This window comes from Salinicola peritrichatus (assembly GCF_003206715.1).
Lineage (GTDB): Bacteria > Pseudomonadota > Gammaproteobacteria > Pseudomonadales > Halomonadaceae > Salinicola > Salinicola peritrichatus.
In genome coordinates this window covers 1-15,894 of the sequence record NZ_PZJU01000013.1, presented here as the reverse complement: position 1 = coordinate 15,894, position 15,894 = coordinate 1, and the positions used below count along the sequence as shown (strand labels likewise).

The window sequence follows — 15,894 nt, the reverse complement described above, 5'->3', positions numbered from 1 at the left end:
CATGGCAAGGAGGCAGAAATGAGTGACGATCGCCGAGATGACTGGACCCAGGGGCCGGAGCTGAGCCGGGAAGAGGCGCGACGACGCATGGCTCGGGAGCGTGTCGCTGAAGACGAAGCGTCGGCCGTGGATGCCGAATCCGTGCGGTTGGCGCAGGTGCGGATGATGGACCGCTGGATCGGCGGTGTGCTGAGCGAGCAGCGACGGTCGCGACGCTGGAAGATCTTCTTCCGGCTGCTGTTCGCGCTGATTCTGATCGCCGGGCTGGCGTTGAGTGGCTACGCCCTGTTTCTGGCCCAGGGCGAGGATGTGGCCGGCGGCAGGCGTCATCTCGGTGTCGTCGACGTGACCGGGCCGATCGACGCCCAGGGGCAGGCCAACGCCGAACGCATCATCGAGGGGTTGCAGCGTGCATGGAGAGATCCGGACAGCGATGCGGTGGTGCTGCACATCAATAGTCCCGGCGGCAGCCCGGTCCAGTCTCAGCGGGTCTACGACGAAATCCGTTACCTCGAAAGCCAGGGCGACAAGCCGATTCTCGCGGTGATCGAGGACATCGGCGCCAGCGGTGCTTACTACATGGCCTCCGCCGCCGATCGGATCTACGCCTCGCCGGCCAGCCTGGTCGGCTCGATCGGCGTCATCAGCGCCGGGTTCGGGTTGCAGAAGGCGATCGACAAGGTCGGCGTCGAGCGGCGCGTGTTCACCGCCGGCGAAAACAAGGCCTTCCTCGATCCATTCTCGGCGATCACGCCGCAGCAGCGCCAGTTCTGGCAGTCGGTGCTGGATACCACGCACCAGCAGTTCATCGACGCGGTGAAAGCGGGGCGGGGCGGCCGGTTGAGCGACGATCCGAGGCTGTTTTCCGGCCTGGTCTGGACCGGCGAGCAGGCTCGCTCGCTGGGCCTGGTCGACGATCTCGCCAATCTCGAGCAGCTTTCGCGGGATCGCTTGGGCGAAGTCAGCCTGAAGGACTACACGCCGGCGCTGGACCCCTGGTCGCTGGTCTCCAACAAGCTCACCAGCGCTGCCGCCCACTGGTTGGGGTTGAGCGACGGCACTTCTCCGGTGCGCTATCAGTTGCCCTGACGATTGGCCAAGGGGTCCAGGCCGAATTCTCGCAGCAGCTCGCACAGGCTGATCAGCGGCAGGCCGATCAACGTGTTGGGGTCGCGGCCCTCGAGGCGTTCGAACAGCGCGATCCCCAGTCCCTCCATGCGGAAGCTGCCGGAGCTGTCGTACGGTTCGTCCCGCGCCACGTAGTTTTCGACCTCCGCCTGCGAGAGCTGACGGAACACCACGTCATAGCTGTCGTGGACCACGCGATGGCGTCCGCTGCCGGTGTCGATCAATGCCAGCCCCGTCATGAAACGCACCCGATGGCCGGAAAAGCGCCGCAGATTGGCGCAGGCGGTCTCGAAGTCTCCCGGCTTGCCGAGGATGTCGTCCTCGAACAGCGCCAACTGATCGGAGCCGATGATCAGGTGGTCGGGAAAATCGTCGGCGACGGCTTGGGCCTTCGACAGCGCCAGACGATGGGCGAGGGTGAAGGCGTCCTCGCCCTGGCGGCGTGTCTCGTCGATGTCCGGCGAGGTCCAGGCATAGGGAATTTCCAGTCGATCGAGTAATTGGCGGCGATAGCGTGAACTCGAGGCGAGTACCAGTCGGGACATGGGCTTCCTTAAAGTGGCTGTAGCGCTGAAGGCCGGGATCGATGGATACGCGCTGAGCCGGCGGCCATCGACGGTTCGGCAGGCAACAGGATAGCTTGAATCAAGTGCTTTGACAGAGTCACGGCGAATCCCTATTATGGCGCGCCTATGTTGACCAGACGACTTCCCGCGACCGTCGAGCCGTACCGGCTGGCGGCCAATCACGAACGTCTCGAGGGCCTCGTCGCACTCGGGAAATTGGCGCGTCTGGCCGATGAGATCGGAGAACAGGAGGGTGACGCAGTCGCCGCGCTCCAGTTCGAGGTCGATGCACAGCGTCGTCATCTCATCGCAGGGGAGTTGCAGGCCGAGTTGCGCATGCCCTGCCGTCGCTGCCTGCAGCCGATGACGGTGCCCGTCTCCAGCCGCTTCTATCTCGCCGTCGTCGGTAGCGATGCGTCGGCGGCGGAGGTGCCGGGCGAATACGAGCCGGTATTGGTCGACGACGAACAACTGGATCTGCTGGGAGCGATCGAGGACGAGCTGATCCTGAGTCTGCCCCAGGTGGTCTATCACGACGAGGCGGATTGCGCCGTTTCGCGTGAGCAACTGAGCAGTGGAGACGTCTCCGCAGAGACGCCTTCCCGCCCCGACAGTCCCTTCGACGTTCTCAAGGCGTTGAAGGGGAAACTCTGAATCCGAATGACATTGACCTTGGAGTCATCATCATGGCCGTTCAACAGAACCGTAAAACCCGTTCCAAGCGTGGCATGCGTCGCGCACACGATGCGCTGAGCGCCCCGTCCCTGTCCCAGGACCAGGAGACCGGTACCACGCATCGCCGTCACCATGTTGCGCCGGATGGCTACTACCGTGGTCGCAAGGTCATCGACGTATAACGAGACCATCAGTCGCTGACGTTTGATCGATGCGCATCGCCATTGATGCCATGGGCGGGGACTTCGGTCCCCGCGCCACTGTTGGTGGCCTGTTTCTCGCGTTGGCGCGTCATACCGACCTGCAGCCGACGGTGTTTGGCCCGCGCGCCGAACTCCAGGCCTTGATCGACTCCCATCCCGGGTCGCGACAGTCGGGCGAGCTGGCCGGGCGCATCACCTTGGTCGATACGCCCCGCGTGGTGTTGCAATCCACGCCTCCGATGGATGTGCTCGACAATCCGCTGTCGACCAGTCTGCACGGTATGCTCGAGGCGGTGCGGGATCGGCGCGTCGAGGCGGGCGTCACCTGCGGCAATACGGGGGCGCTGGTGGCGCTGGCGCGGCGGGAGCTGGGCAGCGTGGCCGGAATTTCGCGGCCCGCGATCAGTACCGCGATCCCCACGCGTCACGGCGGGCGCTGCTATCTGCTGGATCTGGGGGCCAGCGTCGATGTCCATTCGCGGCATCTGGTCGACTTTGCCTACATGGGCGCGCTGATGGCGAGCGCCGTCGATGATATTTCGCGCCCTCGAGTGGCGCTGCTCAATATCGGCGTCGAGGCGGGGAAGGGCGTCGCGCGCGTGCGCGAGGCCGACGCCATGCTGCGGGCGCAGGACAGCGGAACTTTCATCTACGTTGGCTATCTGGAAGGCGACGCGATCTTTTCCGGCGATGCCGATGTCGTGGTCTGTGACGGCTTCGTCGGTAACGCGATTCTCAAGGCCAGCGAAGGGGTCGCGCAGATGCTCCTCAAGCGGCTGCAGGAGACCTTCGAGTCTCACTGGACCACGCGCCTGGTGAGTGCCTTGGCGCGACCGGCATTGATGCGTTTCAAAGCGCAACTGGATCCCGTGCGACACAATGGTGCCAGTTTGCTTGGGTTGAATCACATCGTGGTCAAGAGTCACGGCAATGCTGGCGAGCGTGCATTCGCGTTCGCCATCGAGCGTGCCATGCGAGAGGTCGAGGTCGGCTTGCCGAACTATCTGCGAAACGCTTGGTCACGACAGGCAGCGACACCTGCTATCTCGTCGATCGATACCGACGGTCGAGTGGATAGCGGGGCTCGCGGCACGACGAGTTCCGACGATTCATCACTTCAAAGGTGAGCGCGATGACGCAATCACTGGCTCTGGTCTTTCCCGGGCAAGGATCTCAGCAGATCGGTATGCTGCGGGAGTTGGCCGAGCGTTACAGCGTGGTACGCACGACGTTCGACGAGGCATCGGAAGCACTCGGCTACGATCTCTGGCATATCGTTCAGGATGGTCCCGAGGAGAAACTCAACGCTACCGCGTGTACCCAGCCGGCTCTGCTGGCTTCCAGCGTGGCGATCTGGCGTGTGTGGCAAGAGCTCGAAGGGCCGCGCCCCAGCATGATGGCGGGGCACAGCCTGGGCGAATACAGCGCCATGGTGTGCGCTGGCGCCTTGAGTTTTGCCGAGGGCGTGCGCCTGGTGCGGCTGCGTGGCGAGGCGATGCAGGCAGCCGTTCCCGCCGGGGTCGGCGCCATGGCGGCGATTCTGGGGCTCGACGACAAGGCGGTCGAATCGGCCTGCCGTGACGCTGCCCAGTCGGAAGTCGTTGCCGCGGTGAATTACAATTCGCCGGGACAGGTGGTCATCGCCGGTCATCAGGCAGCGGTCGATCGGGCCATTGCCCTGTGTCAGGAGGCGGGGGCCAAGCGCGCCATGCCGCTACCGGTATCGGTGCCGTCCCATTGCGCACTGATGAGGCCGGCGGCGCAGCGGGTCGAGGAAGCGATGGCGGCTCTCGAGTTCAAACTCCCGCGCTACGCCGTCTATCAGAACGTCAATGCGCAGGTGCCGGAAACGCCGGAAGTGCTGCGCCAGCGTTTGGTCGAACAGCTCTATTGTCCAGTGCGTTGGACCGATTGCGTCAACGCGATGGCCGCCGATGGCGCCGGCGTTTTCATCGAGTGCGGCCCGGGCAAGGTGTTGACCGGATTGAACAAGCGGATTCAGCGTCAGGCCAAAGGGTTGGCGGTCAATGATCCCGAAACGCTGACTTCCGCCCTCGAGCTGGCGCGCGATGCGCTGGACGTACAAGAGCCCTAAAGGATGACATCATGACCGAACGTAGAGTCGCGCTGGTCACCGGCGCCAGTCGTGGAATCGGCCGTGCGGTGGCCCGGGAACTGGGACGACAGGGGCGCATCGTCGTCGCCACGGCAACCAGCGAGAGCGGAGCGGCCGGCATCGACGAAGATCTCAAGGCTCACGGTATCGAAGGGCTGGGACTGGCGCTCGACGTCACCGATCAGGCCAGTGTCGACGCGGTCTTCAAGCGGATCGCGGAAACCTTCGAGGCGCCGACCATCGTGGTCAACAACGCCGGTATTACGCGCGACAACCTGCTCATGCGGATGAAAGAGGACGAGTGGGACGCCGTACTCGATACCAACCTGAAGTCGGTCTATCGTGTCTGCAAGGCGAGTCTCAAGGGGATGACGCGGGCGCGTTTCGGTCGTATCGTCAACGTCAGTTCCGTGGTGGCGATGATGGGCAATCTGGGTCAAGCCAACTATGCTGCCGCCAAGGCAGGCATGGAGGGTTTTACGCGGGCACTGGCGCGTGAAGTCGCCTCGCGCGCGATCACGGTCAATGCCGTGGCGCCGGGCTTCATCGATACCGATATGACACAGTCTCTGCCCGAGGCACAGCGGGATGCATTGCTGGGGCAAATTCCACTGGCTCGCCTGGGGCAACCGGAAGAAATTGCTGCCGCCATTGGGTTTCTTGCCAGCGATGTCGCTGGTTATATCACCGGTGAAACGCTGCAGGTCAACGGCGGCATGAACATGCGGTAATCCTCCCATGACGCATGGTTGCGTCGTCTGAGGGCGGTCTATAAACTACCCGCAGCTTTTTAGCTGGCGGATTCGTACCACTAGGAGTAACGACATAATGAGCACCATCGAAGAGCGCGTGAAGAAGGTTGTTGCCGAACGCCTGAACGTCAAGGAAGAGGACATCCAGAACACCTCCTCCTTCACCGAAGATCTCGGCGCGGATTCGCTGGATACTGTCGAACTGGTGATGGCGCTCGAAGAGGAATTCGACACCGAAATTCCCGACGAAGAAGCTGAGAAGATCACGACCGTTCAGGAAGCGATCGACTACATCGTCGCGCATCAGTAAGTCGGCGTTCTCCGCCGGATGCGGAGATCGTCTGCGTCGACGTTCGGAAAGCCGCTCTCATGGCAGAGCGGCTTTCTGCGTTTTAGGGCCTGATCACACTATTCACGCAGCAACGCGGCTCGCGGCGCATAGTGTGAACAGTCCCTGGGCCCGGTACGGGCCATGAGTCACGTGAAGTCGCCTGTGATAAGGTACAGGGTTTTGAAGTTGATCAGGTATAATTCGCGCCAGTCGGGCCAGGGTCGAAGCGTGGGGATCCAGCTGGCAGCAGTCGCCATCAGCGCGACCGCCGCTGGAGAACCCAGGCTTCGCGGGCCATCAGGAAGTTCGGAGGAAATTCGATGCCGCGCAGAAGAGTGGTGGTGACCGGTCTGGGGCTGGTGACCCCTGTCGGTAATACGGTCGAGGAGAGCTGGAAGAGCCTCCTGGCCGGTAACAGTGGCATCGCGCCGATCGAGCATTTCGATACGACCGGCTTCAATACGCGGTTTGGCGGTGCGGTCAAGAATTTCGATATTGGCGAGTATCTCAATCCCAAGGATGCTCGCAAGATGGACCTGTTCATCCAGTACGGAATGGCGGCGGCGGCTCAGGCGATGCGCGATTCCGGTATCGTGTGCAGCGAGGAGAATGCCCACCGCATCGGCGTGGCGATCGGTTCGGGCATCGGCGGTCTACCGATGATCGAGCGCAATCACGACTCGCTCAACAAGGGCGGCCCGCGGCGTATTTCGCCCTTTTTCGTGCCCGGCTCGATCATCAACATGATTTCCGGCAGCCTGGCGATCCAGCACGGTTTCAAGGGGCCCAATATCGCCATCACCACAGCCTGCACCACGGGTACCCACAACATCGGTTACAGTGCGCGGACCATCGCCTACGGGGATGCCGACGTGATGTTCTGTGGCGGCGCCGAAATGGCGACGACGCCGCTGGGGCTCGGCGGTTTTTCCGCCGCCCGCGCGCTCTCCACGCGCAACGACGATCCGCAGGGGGCGAGCCGTCCCTGGGATCGCGACCGTGATGGCTTCGTGCTGTCCGATGGCGCCGGTGTGATGGTGCTGGAGGAGTACGAGCACGCCAAGCGCCGCGGCGCGACCATCTATGCCGAACTGACCGGCTTCGGCATGAGCGACGACGCCTTCCACATGACCTCGCCGCCGGAGGACGGCAGCGGCGCGGCGGCCTCCATGAGCAACGCGATCCGTGATGCCGGTATCGATCCCGCCGACATCCAGTACATCAACGCCCACGGTACCTCGACCTTGGCCGGCGATGTCGCCGAGAGCCGGGCCATCGAGCGAGTCATTGGCGATGCCGCCCGTCAGGTCGCCGTCAGCTCGACCAAGTCGATGATCGGCCACCTGCTGGGGGCCGCCGGCGCGGTCGAAGCGATCTTCTGCGTACTGGCGATTCGGGATCAGGTCGCGCCGCCGACCATCAATCTCGACAATCCCGGCGAAGGTTGCGTCCTCGACTACGTGCCGAACACCGCTCGGGAAATGCCGATTCGGACCACGCTGTCCAACTCGTTCGGTTTCGGCGGCACCAATGGCTCGCTGATCTTCACCCAGGTCTGACCGAGCCATGCGTGACGCGGCGCTACCCATGGATGACCGGGGCTTTGCCTACGGCGACGGCCTGTTCGAGACGATCCTGGTGCGTGACTCCCGGCCGCTGCTATGGGAGGCGCATCTGGCGCGTTTGCAGCGAGGTTGTGAACGCCTCGCGCTGCCGCCGATCGAGCGTCGCGCGCTGGAAGCGCTGCCGGCGCAGTGTGGCTCCGGGCTCCAGGTGCTGAAAATCGTGGTCACGCGCGGCAGTGGCGGGCGCGGTTATCGCCCGCCACTGCCGGCCGAGCCGCGCTGGCGCTGGAGCGCGAGCCCTTTCACTCCACGGGCCGAACGCTGGTTCGACGGCGTCGAGGTGCGTCTATGCCGGCTGCGTCTGGGCGTGCAACCGCAGCTGGCCGGCATCAAGCATCTGGCCCGGCTGGAAAATGTCCTGGCGCGCCAGGAGTGGAGCGACGACACCATCGCCGAAGGGCTGTTATGCGATTCGGATGGCCACCTGGTCGAGGCGACCGCCATGAATCTGATCTGGCGCCGGCATGGTCGTTTCGAGACTCCGCTGCTGGACCGCTGCGGCGTCATGGGCACTTTGTTGGCCACGTTGGACGCGCACCGGCCGCTACACTGGGTGCGTGTCGGCATCGAAGCGTTGCTCGAAGCCGATGCCGCCTGGGTGATCAACAGCGTCCAGGGTGTGTGGCCGCTGCGACGCCTGGACGATCCGCACGGCCATTGTCTCAAGCATTGGCCGGCCGTCGCCGACAGCCCAATCACGTCAGCGGCTCATACGTGGCTCGGTTATCCGCTCGCGCGTTCCGCAACCTGAATCAGCACACCCGATCGTTCCGGCGAGTGACTAAGGATCTTTCATGCGTGTCATCAAGACCCTGCTAGTGCTGGCCATACTGGCCGCCGCCGCAGCCTTTGCAGGCTACCGCTACTGGCAGGCACAACTCGAAGGGTCGATCGCCCTCGAGTCCCCAACGATCTACGAAGTGCCGCGAGGCGCGGCTTTCAACCAGGTGATCCGGGACCTCGCCCGGCACGGCATCATCGATGCCGTCTGGCCCTATCAGGTACTGGCCCGGCTGGACCCCGCCGCGATGCAGGGGCTCCGGGCGGGCGAGTTCGAACTCGAACCGGGCATGAGCGGACGCGAGCTCATTGCCAAGCTCTCGAGCGACCAGGTCGTCACCTACCAGCTGACGGTTCCCGAAGGCTGGACGTTCAAGCAGATGCGCCAGCTGCTCGACCGGGCCGAGAAGCTCGACCATCGCACCCAGTCGATGAGCGACGACGAGATCATGGCGGCATTGGGGCACGAGGGCACGCACCCGGAAGGGCAGTTCTTCCCCGATACCTATCGCTACCACAAGGGCGTTTCCGATCTCGAAGTGCTCGAACGGGCTTTCGACCGCATGCAACAGACCCTGGCGGCGGTATGGGCCGAGCGCGACGACGATCTGCCCATCGATTCGCCATACCAGGCGCTGATCCTGGCCTCGCTGATCGAGCGCGAGACCGGCGTGCCCGCGGAGCGTCGCCAGATCGCCGGCGTGTTCACGCGCCGTCTGGAGAAGGGCATGCGCCTGCAGACCGACCCTACGGTGATCTATGGCATGGGCGACAGCTACGTCGGCAACATCACCCGGGCCGACCTGCAACGGCAGAACGCCTACAATACCTACGTCATCGCGGGGCTGCCGCCTACGCCCATCGCTATGCCGGGACGCGCCTCGCTGGAAGCGGCGGTACATCCCGCCAAGGGCGACGCACTCTATTTCGTCGCCAAGGGTGACGGGTCGCACCAGTTTTCGCGTACGCTGCAAGAGCACAACGCGGCGGTCAGGCGCTATATCCTGAACCGCGACCGAGATTGAGCCGGTGACTCGACACGACAGACGACACGACATTCCGCGACGAGACGACACCGCATGAACGCAGGCGCAACCGAGCAAGGCAGAGGTCGCTTCATCACCCTGGAAGGTGGCGAGGGCGTGGGCAAGACGACCAACGTCGGCTTCGTCTGCGCCTGGCTCGAAGCCCGCGGCATCGAGGTCGTGCGGACTCGGGAACCCGGCGGGACCCCCGGTGCCGAGGCGATTCGCGAGCTGTTGCTCGATCCCGGCCGCGATGAAACGTGGAGCGACGATGCGGAATTGCTGCTGGTCTTCGCCGCGCGGGCCCAGCACCTCGCCAAGCTGATCCGACCGGCGCTCGAACGCGGTGCCTGGGTGGTGTGCGACCGTTTCACCGATGCCACCTTCGCCTACCAGGGCGGTGGACGCGGCCTGGCCCGGGAACGCATTGCCGCGCTCGAACGGCTGGTCCAGAGCGATCTGCAGCCGGACCTGACGCTATTGCTCGATGTGCCGGTGACCGTCGCTGCGCAACGGGTCGAACGGCGCGGGGCTCGGCTTGACCGCTTCGAGCGCGAGCGCGAAACCTTCTTCCAGGCGGTCCGCGATGCCTATCTCGCACGGGCGGCCGAGCATTCGCGTTTCGCCGTCATCGACGCCACTCCGGGGCTCGAGCGGGTGCAACGAGCGATCGACGCCTGTCTGGAGCAGAGGCTCGCCCCATGGCTATGAAGCCCTTGCCCTGGCAGCGCGAGCGCTGGCGTCGGCTCGTCGAGCTGCAAGACAGTGGCCGTCTGCCGCATGCGCTGCTGTTGTCGGGGCCGCGCGGAATCGGCAAGCAGCCGTTGGCGGAGGCGTTGGTCGCGCGCACCTTGTGCCATTCGCCGGGAGAGGTCGCCTGTGGCGAATGTCACAGCTGCCGCATGCTGGCGGCCGGATATCATCCGGATCTGATGAGCGTGACGCCGAGCGAAAAATCGCGCCAGATTCGTATCGATGCCATCCGTCAAGTCAACGGCTTCGTGGCGCAGACGGCGCAGCAGGGCGGCCATCGCGTGATCCGGATCGAGCCGGCCGAGGCGATGAACGTCGCCGCTTCCAACGCGCTGCTCAAGAGTCTCGAGGAGCCCGGCGAACAGACGCTGTTCATTCTGGTGTCGGATATTCCCTCGCGGCTGTTGCCGACCATCCGTTCGCGCTGTCAGCACTGGAACCTGGCCACGCCGCCCGCGGACGCCGCCGAGCCCTGGCTCGGCGAGCGTCTTGGCGATGCCGAGGAAGCCCGTTTCTGGTTGCGTGTCGCCGGTGGCCTGCCACTGCTGGCCGAAGAGCTGGCCGGCGCCGAGGCGCGCCATCTGCGCCAGGACCTGCGCGAGCTGTTCGACGCCCTGGTGCGCGGCGGCGAACCCATCGGCGAGGCGGCGAGGCTCGATGCGCAGGCGCTCGATCGCGTACTATGGTACGGCATCGCCTGGCTCGAGGATCTGATCCGGCTTGGCCTGTCCGGAGACCCACGGCGCGTGCGCAACAGCGATCTGCTGCCGCTCTATCGCCAGGCGGTCAAGAACGCCCGGGTCCGCGACTGGTTCCGGTTGCTGGATTATGCACGCGAACAGCGCCGCCTGCTGGCGGCCGGCGGCAACCCGAACCCGCAGCTGGTGCTCGAAGCCTGGCTGGTGCGCTGGTCCGCCCTGTTGAGGTCATGAATAAGCTGAGGTCATGAATAAGCTGAGGTCCTGACCGCCGCATCCCGCGGCCGAGGTAATTGCGATGAATGCGCAAAAGGTGCTGTCGTTGACCATCCGCGACGACGACACGTTACGCAGTGCCTACATGGCGTGGTTGGAGAACGGAGGATTGTTCGTTCCCACCGAGCAGGATTATCGCATCGGTCAGCGCGTCTATCTGCTGGTCACGCTGCCGGGCGAGAGCGAGCGCTTGCCCGTGGATGGCGAAGTGGTGTGGCTCACTCCCGCGGGAGCGGGGCATCGCGTCGCCGGCATTGGCGTTCACTTCGCAGCCGGCGATGGCGCTCTGCGCCAGCGTATCGAGGCCAGGCTCGCCTCTGCCGGGCCGCGGGGCAGCATGCTCAGCCACACGTTGTAAGACGCCATCCCGATTCGACTTGGAAAACTGCATGTTCGTTGATTCCCACTGCCATCTCGATCGCCTCGATCTGACCCCCTACGACGGTGATCTGGGAAAGGCGCTCGAGGCGGCCCGCGCGCGCGGCGTGCATCGCTTTCTCGCCATTGCCACGTCGCTCGAAGGCGCGCCGGCACTGGCGGAAATTGCCCGTCAACACGCTGACGTCGATATCAGTGTCGGCCTGCACCCGCTGCAGGAAACCGCGATCGCGCACGAGCCCGACAGCGAGGCGATTCGCGAGTGCGCCGATCGCTTCGGCGCGGTGGCGATCGGCGAGACCGGGCTCGATTTCCATTACGACAGCGTACCGCGCGATATCCAGCGCCAGCGTTTCGTGGCGCATCTCGACGCCGCGCGTGAGCTCGAACTGCCGGTGGTCATTCATACCCGCGAAGCACGCGAGGAGACCCTGGCGTTGATTCGCGAACACACCGATCCGGCGGTGGGCGGCGTGCTTCACTGCTTCACCGAAGATCTCGACATGGCGCGGGAGGCCGTGCGCCTCGGGTTCTATATCTCGCTCTCCGGTATCGTCACTTTCGCCAGTGCCGAATCGCTGCGCGACGTCGCCCGGCGGTTGCCGCTCGATCGCTTGCTGATCGAGACCGACAGTCCTTTCCTGGCCCCGGTGCCGTATCGTGGCCGGCCCAACGAACCGCAGTGGGTGGTGGAAGTCGCGGAGTGCATCGCGCGGGAGCGCGGTATCACCGTCGACGAGGTCGCGATGCAGACGCGGGCCAACTTCTATCGTCTGTTTCCGGGCAGCGCGCCCGCCGGACAGACGACCAACCCGTTCGCCTGAACGGCCGCTGCCGGGAGCCCGAGATGAGCCTGGACTCGCTTTTCCGCCAACTCGACGCGCAATCGATCCCGCCGCTCGAACGCTGGGATCCAGCGTCGTGTGGCGACATGGATCTGCGCATTGCCGCCGATGGCACCTGGATTCACGAAGGGGCCCCGATTCGCCGCCCGGCATTGGTGCAATTGTTGAGCAGCGTGCTGCGGCGGGAAGCCGACGGCGACTACTACCTGGTCACGCCTGCGGAGAAGCTGCGTATCCGCGTCGAGGATCTGCCGCTGCTGATCACCGATGCCGACGAGGATTCGCGGGGCTGGACGATGGTTTCCCAGTGGGGCGATCGGGTTCGTCTCGACGCATCTCGCCGCCTGCGTTTGATCCCTGCGCCCGGTGGCGAGCTGTTGCCGGCACTACCGGTGCGCCACGGCCTGGAAGCGCGCCTGCATCGCAATCTGTTCTACCGCCTGATCGAGACCGCTGAATGCCGGGGCGACGAGCTCGGGCTCGTCAGCGATGGTGTCTGGCATCCGCTGGGCCGGCTAGACGACGGGGCGGCATGAACGACGCGGTCGATCCCCATGTTCTGCAGGCTTCGAAGGCGGCTGGACTGACGGCCGAACAGCAGGCCGTGGTTCATCATCCACGCGGCCACGCCCGGGTTGCTGCGGTTGCCGGCGCCGGCAAGACCACTACGCTAGTCCGGCGTGTCCTGCATCTGCTCGAGAATGGCGAAAACCCCAAGCGCATTCTGGTGCTGATGTTCAATCGCGCGGCGCGCGACGACTTCCGCGCCAAGCTGCAGCACGAGGCGCCGGAAGGCGCGCTGTTGCCCGAAGTTCGGACCTTCCACTCGATCGGCCATCGCCTGACCCAGAGTCTGACCCGTTGGGGCTATCTGCCGTCGCGTCAATTGCTGCAAGCCGACTGGCAGCGGGAGCGTCTATTGCGCCAGGCGGTCATGCAGAGCCTGGAAGGTGCCGACAGCGAGACGCGGGAAGGGGCGCTGGATGCCGAACGGCTGGAGACCTTCGCCCAGTTCTGCGATCTGGTCAAGGCGGAGGTCGCCGAGCCGGCGGCGCTGTTCGAGCGGCTGGACTACGCCGCCAGCGAGCGCCATTTCATCGATGCCTTCGCGGTCGCGGAGTCGCTGCTCGAGGCCTCGGCGAGCATGACTTACGCCGATCTGCTCTACCGGCCGCTGCGCTGCCTGGAAGCCAATGCCGAAGCGTGTCGGCGCGTTCAGGGCTATCTCAATCATGTGATCGTCGACGAGTACCAGGACATCAACGAAGCGCAACTGCGATTGCTGAAGTTGCTGGCGGGAGAGCAAGCGCAGGTGATGGCGGTCGGCGACGCCAATCAGTGCATCTACGAATGGCGCGGTGCACGCCCCGATGCGATGCTCTCGCGTTTCGACGATCTGTTCGGCCGGGCCAGCGAGTATCCGCTCTCCTACACCTTTCGCCACGGTCATGCGCTGGCGCTGGCGGCCAATCATGCCATCCGCGGCAATCGCCAGCGCTGGGATCGATTATGTCTGGCTGCCCCCGGCAATCCGGCGACCCGCTTGCGGCTTGGCATCGGTGCCACCACGCTGCTCGACGCGCTCGGACGCTGGCACGCCGAAGGCCGGCGCAGTGACGAGGCCTGTGTGCTGGTACGCAGCTGGTCGTTGTCGGTTTCGGTGCAGTTGCAACTGTTGCGTGCCGGAATACCGTTCCGGTTGGCGCAGGAGGAGCGTTTCGTCTTTCGCCTGCCGCTGGTTCAGGCGCTGGCGGGCTATCTGCAACTGGCGCGGGAGCCGCATCGTCTGCAGGACCCCGGCCACCTGATGCTGCTGTTCTCCCAGCCGACCACCTTCGTGGCCCAGGAGCGGGTTCGTCGCTTGGTCGAGGAACTGGCCCGTACGCAACGGTGGCCGCCGAAAGAGGCCGCCGTGTTGAATGGACTCAAGCCCGGCCAGCGGCGGCATCTCAAGCGGCGCTGGCAGTTACTGTGCGAGTTGCCCAAGCTCGGGACCTGGCCGCCGGCCAAGCTGCTCGAGCACGTGGTCGATGCCATCGATGCCGAGAAGGTGTTGAGACGTTCGGCGTCGCGCCGGGAGAAGGCCGACGACGACGTGCGCCTGCTCGATGTGTTGATCGAGCAGGCCGGAGAACTGGCGAACGACCCCGATGCCTTCATCGAGCTGCTGCGCAATCCGGTCGAGAATCGTCCTGACGGCGTGCTGATCAGCACCGTGCACGGCGCCAAGGGGCTGGAGTGGCCACTGGTCGTTCTCTGGGGGCTCAACGAAGAGGATTTTCCGCATTACAGCCGCGACAACCCGCTGTCACCGGAACGTCTCGAGGAGGAGCGCCGACTCTATTATGTCGGGATCACGCGAGCCCGCGAGCGCTTGCTGCTGCTGCATGACGGCGGCGACCATCGGCCCAGCCGTTTCCTCGACGAAACCGCGATCGAGGATTGCGACCGCGTCGGCCATGCGCTGGAAGCCGATGACGATGGGCCGGTCGCCGTTGGGGAGCCGGAGATGATCGATGCCTATCTTTCCCGCATCGGCCGCTGGCTCGCGTTGACGGCAGCGGAAAAGGCACCCGTTCGCGTAGCCTCGCAGGGCTGGCAGGTCGGCGAGCGGGTGCGGCATGCCAGTTTCGGTACGGGAGAAATCGTCGTCATCGAAGGCGACCCCGCCAATCCGGTCATCGAAGTCCGTTTCGAAGCCGCCGGCCGCCGACGCTTGATTGCCGCGCGGGCGCCGCTGGAACGACTTTCATCGGCCTAGCGCCTGTGTTGGCTTCGGGCGGTGCCTATGTTGGCTGCGGCTTAGCGCCTATGCTGGAACCTGTATCCAGCGTTCTTATCATGAGGTGATGCCATGCGCGATTCCGTTCTGATCACACCGGAGGCGCTGCAGCAAGCGCTGACGTCGAGTGAGCCGCCGCTGGTTTTCGACTGCCGGGCGCGTCTGGAAGACGCTTCCGCCGGCGTGAATCTCTGGCGGCAGGGGCATATACCGGGCAGCCAGCATCTGGATATGGATCGTGACCTTGCGTCTGAACCCGGAGAGGGCGGACGTCATCCTCTGCCCTCGACGACGGATTTTACCGCGACGCTTCGACGCCTCGGCGTGCATCCCGAGCGGCCGGTCATCGTTTACGACGACCGCGGTGGGCAGCTGGCGGCGGCGAGGGCCTGGTGGATGCTTGCATGCTGGGCCGGACATCCGGACGTACGCGTGCTCGACGGTGGCTTGCCGGCCTGGCAGGTCATGGGCGGCGACATGGTAGCCGGTGACGAGGAGGCATCCGTCCCGACCAGTGATTGGGCGCCGGAATATGACGATGCCGCGCGTCTTCCCGTCGAACGCCTGCTCGAGGAGGGCGGGCAACTGGTGGATGCACGCGGCGAGGCGCGCTTTCGGGGCGACGACGAGCCCATCGATCCGGTTGGCGGTCATATCCCGGGAGCGGTTTGTCGCCCCAGCGCGGCCAATCTGGATGCCGATGGCCGGTTCAAACCATCCGAGCAGCTCGCCAGGGAACTGCCCCGTGCCGACCAGGTGACGGCCTACTGTGGTTCCGGGGTCTCCGCCTGTCACAACGTCCTGGCCTACGCCGTGGCGGGGTTGCCGTTGCCGAAACTCTATGTCGGCTCGTGGAGCGACTGGATCCGCGATCCGTCGCGGCCGATCGCGACCGGCGAGTAAGTCACCTGGCTACGCCAGGAGCTATAAGCCATAAGCTTTAAGAAAAATCAAAAGCAAA

General features: G+C 64.8%; 18 protein-coding genes. 17 read left to right on the top strand and 1 reads right to left on the bottom strand.

Going from position 1 to position 15,894, the window contains the following annotated elements; all coding sequences use genetic code 11:
- Positions 1-18: 18 nt before the first annotated feature.
- Entirely contained in the window at positions 19-1,089 is a 1,071-nt protein-coding gene (gene sppA / locus DOM57_RS07530; RefSeq protein WP_110648614.1) for a signal peptide peptidase SppA, read from the top strand.
- Here sppA and DOM57_RS07525 read toward each other — a convergent pair.
- On the bottom strand, positions 1,077-1,673 hold the full coding sequence (locus DOM57_RS07525) for a Maf family protein (protein WP_110648613.1): 597 nt from the start codon (positions 1,671-1,673) through the stop codon (positions 1,077-1,079). The two genes, sppA and DOM57_RS07525, sit on opposite strands and share 13 nt — an antisense overlap.
- A 147-nt stretch (positions 1,674-1,820) precedes the next feature.
- Between DOM57_RS07525 and DOM57_RS07520 the strand changes: the two genes are divergently transcribed.
- The 16 genes from DOM57_RS07520 to DOM57_RS07445 all read left to right on the top strand — a co-directional run bounded on the left by DOM57_RS07520 (position 1,821) and on the right by DOM57_RS07445 (position 15,836).
- Positions 1,821-2,348, top strand: coding sequence for a YceD family protein (locus tag DOM57_RS07520; protein WP_110648612.1), 528 nt, complete (start codon positions 1,821-1,823; stop codon positions 2,346-2,348).
- A gap of 32 nt (positions 2,349-2,380) precedes the next feature.
- Entirely contained in the window at positions 2,381-2,551 is a 171-nt protein-coding gene (gene rpmF / locus DOM57_RS07515; RefSeq protein ID WP_110648611.1) for a 50S ribosomal protein L32, read from the top strand.
- A 29-nt stretch (positions 2,552-2,580) separates the two neighbouring features.
- Positions 2,581-3,699 (top strand): phosphate acyltransferase PlsX, encoded by a 1,119-nt coding sequence (gene plsX, locus DOM57_RS07510; protein WP_110648610.1) that lies wholly within the window; start codon positions 2,581-2,583, stop codon positions 3,697-3,699.
- A gap of 5 nt (positions 3,700-3,704) precedes the next feature.
- A complete protein-coding gene (gene fabD / locus DOM57_RS07505) occupies positions 3,705-4,667 on the top strand; it encodes an ACP S-malonyltransferase (protein WP_110648609.1) in 963 nt (320 codons plus the stop codon).
- An 8-nt stretch (positions 4,668-4,675) separates the two neighbouring features.
- Complete coding sequence (gene fabG / locus DOM57_RS07500) at positions 4,676-5,419, top strand: 3-oxoacyl-ACP reductase FabG (protein ID WP_110648608.1); 744 nt, start codon at positions 4,676-4,678, stop codon at positions 5,417-5,419.
- Positions 5,420-5,516: 97 nt separating this feature from the next.
- On the top strand, positions 5,517-5,750 hold the full coding sequence (gene acpP / locus DOM57_RS07495; protein WP_110600108.1) for an acyl carrier protein: 234 nt from the start codon (positions 5,517-5,519) through the stop codon (positions 5,748-5,750).
- 341 nt (positions 5,751-6,091) lie between these two features.
- Positions 6,092-7,330 carry a beta-ketoacyl-ACP synthase II gene (gene fabF / locus DOM57_RS07490; protein ID WP_110648607.1) on the top strand — a complete coding sequence of 413 codons (1,239 nt, stop codon included), beginning with the start codon at positions 6,092-6,094 and terminating at the stop codon, positions 7,328-7,330.
- 7 nt (positions 7,331-7,337) lie between these two features.
- Positions 7,338-8,147, top strand: a complete 810-nt coding sequence (pabC, locus tag DOM57_RS07485) for an aminodeoxychorismate lyase (RefSeq protein ID WP_110648606.1) — start codon at positions 7,338-7,340, stop codon at positions 8,145-8,147.
- A gap of 43 nt (positions 8,148-8,190) precedes the next feature.
- Entirely contained in the window at positions 8,191-9,201 is a 1,011-nt protein-coding gene (mltG, locus tag DOM57_RS07480; protein ID WP_110648605.1) for an endolytic transglycosylase MltG, read from the top strand.
- A 54-nt stretch (positions 9,202-9,255) separates the two neighbouring features.
- Positions 9,256-9,912: a dTMP kinase gene (gene tmk / locus DOM57_RS07475; protein WP_110648604.1), complete on the top strand. Its 657-nt coding sequence runs from the start codon at positions 9,256-9,258 to the stop codon at positions 9,910-9,912.
- Positions 9,903-10,886: a DNA polymerase III subunit delta' gene (locus DOM57_RS07470; RefSeq protein WP_110648603.1), complete on the top strand. Its 984-nt coding sequence runs from the start codon at positions 9,903-9,905 to the stop codon at positions 10,884-10,886. Before tmk ends, DOM57_RS07470 begins: the two co-directional genes overlap by 10 nt.
- A gap of 64 nt (positions 10,887-10,950) precedes the next feature.
- Positions 10,951-11,286, top strand: a complete 336-nt coding sequence (locus DOM57_RS07465) for a PilZ domain-containing protein (RefSeq protein WP_110648602.1) — start codon at positions 10,951-10,953, stop codon at positions 11,284-11,286.
- Between the two features lie 31 nt (positions 11,287-11,317).
- A complete protein-coding gene (locus DOM57_RS07460; protein WP_110648601.1) occupies positions 11,318-12,130 on the top strand; it encodes a TatD family hydrolase in 813 nt (270 codons plus the stop codon).
- Positions 12,131-12,153: 23 nt separating this feature from the next.
- Positions 12,154-12,687, top strand: coding sequence for a DUF1285 domain-containing protein (locus tag DOM57_RS07455; protein ID WP_110648600.1), 534 nt, complete (start codon positions 12,154-12,156; stop codon positions 12,685-12,687).
- On the top strand, positions 12,684-14,912 hold the full coding sequence (locus tag DOM57_RS07450) for an ATP-dependent helicase (RefSeq protein WP_110648599.1): 2,229 nt from the start codon (positions 12,684-12,686) through the stop codon (positions 14,910-14,912). The genes DOM57_RS07455 and DOM57_RS07450 overlap by 4 nt, the downstream gene beginning before the upstream one ends.
- A gap of 93 nt (positions 14,913-15,005) precedes the next feature.
- A complete protein-coding gene (locus DOM57_RS07445; RefSeq protein WP_110648598.1) occupies positions 15,006-15,836 on the top strand; it encodes a sulfurtransferase in 831 nt (276 codons plus the stop codon).
- Positions 15,837-15,894 lie beyond the last annotated feature (58 nt).

What these genes read in the sequence shown, in the direction of transcription:
- sppA (WP_110648614.1), top strand. Translation starts at nt 19, where the DNA reads ATGAGTGACGATCGCCGAGATGACTGGACCCAGGGGCCGGAGCTGAGC.
- DOM57_RS07525 (WP_110648613.1), bottom strand. Translation starts at nt 1,673, where the DNA reads ATGTCCCGACTGGTACTCGCCTCGAGTTCACGCTATCGCCGCCAATTA.
- DOM57_RS07520 (WP_110648612.1), top strand. Translation starts at nt 1,821, where the DNA reads ATGTTGACCAGACGACTTCCCGCGACCGTCGAGCCGTACCGGCTGGCG.
- rpmF (WP_110648611.1), top strand. Translation starts at nt 2,381, where the DNA reads ATGGCCGTTCAACAGAACCGTAAAACCCGTTCCAAGCGTGGCATGCGT.
- plsX (WP_110648610.1), top strand. Translation starts at nt 2,581, where the DNA reads ATGCGCATCGCCATTGATGCCATGGGCGGGGACTTCGGTCCCCGCGCC.
- fabD (WP_110648609.1), top strand. Translation starts at nt 3,705, where the DNA reads ATGACGCAATCACTGGCTCTGGTCTTTCCCGGGCAAGGATCTCAGCAG.
- acpP (WP_110600108.1), top strand. Translation starts at nt 5,517, where the DNA reads ATGAGCACCATCGAAGAGCGCGTGAAGAAGGTTGTTGCCGAACGCCTG.
- fabF (WP_110648607.1), top strand. Translation starts at nt 6,092, where the DNA reads ATGCCGCGCAGAAGAGTGGTGGTGACCGGTCTGGGGCTGGTGACCCCT.
- pabC (WP_110648606.1), top strand. Translation starts at nt 7,338, where the DNA reads ATGCGTGACGCGGCGCTACCCATGGATGACCGGGGCTTTGCCTACGGC.
- mltG (WP_110648605.1), top strand. Translation starts at nt 8,191, where the DNA reads ATGCGTGTCATCAAGACCCTGCTAGTGCTGGCCATACTGGCCGCCGCC.
- tmk (WP_110648604.1), top strand. Translation starts at nt 9,256, where the DNA reads ATGAACGCAGGCGCAACCGAGCAAGGCAGAGGTCGCTTCATCACCCTG.
- DOM57_RS07470 (WP_110648603.1), top strand. Translation starts at nt 9,903, where the DNA reads ATGGCTATGAAGCCCTTGCCCTGGCAGCGCGAGCGCTGGCGTCGGCTC.
- DOM57_RS07465 (WP_110648602.1), top strand. Translation starts at nt 10,951, where the DNA reads ATGAATGCGCAAAAGGTGCTGTCGTTGACCATCCGCGACGACGACACG.
- DOM57_RS07460 (WP_110648601.1), top strand. Translation starts at nt 11,318, where the DNA reads ATGTTCGTTGATTCCCACTGCCATCTCGATCGCCTCGATCTGACCCCC.
- DOM57_RS07455 (WP_110648600.1), top strand. Translation starts at nt 12,154, where the DNA reads ATGAGCCTGGACTCGCTTTTCCGCCAACTCGACGCGCAATCGATCCCG.
- DOM57_RS07450 (WP_110648599.1), top strand. Translation starts at nt 12,684, where the DNA reads ATGAACGACGCGGTCGATCCCCATGTTCTGCAGGCTTCGAAGGCGGCT.
- DOM57_RS07445 (WP_110648598.1), top strand. Translation starts at nt 15,006, where the DNA reads ATGCGCGATTCCGTTCTGATCACACCGGAGGCGCTGCAGCAAGCGCTG.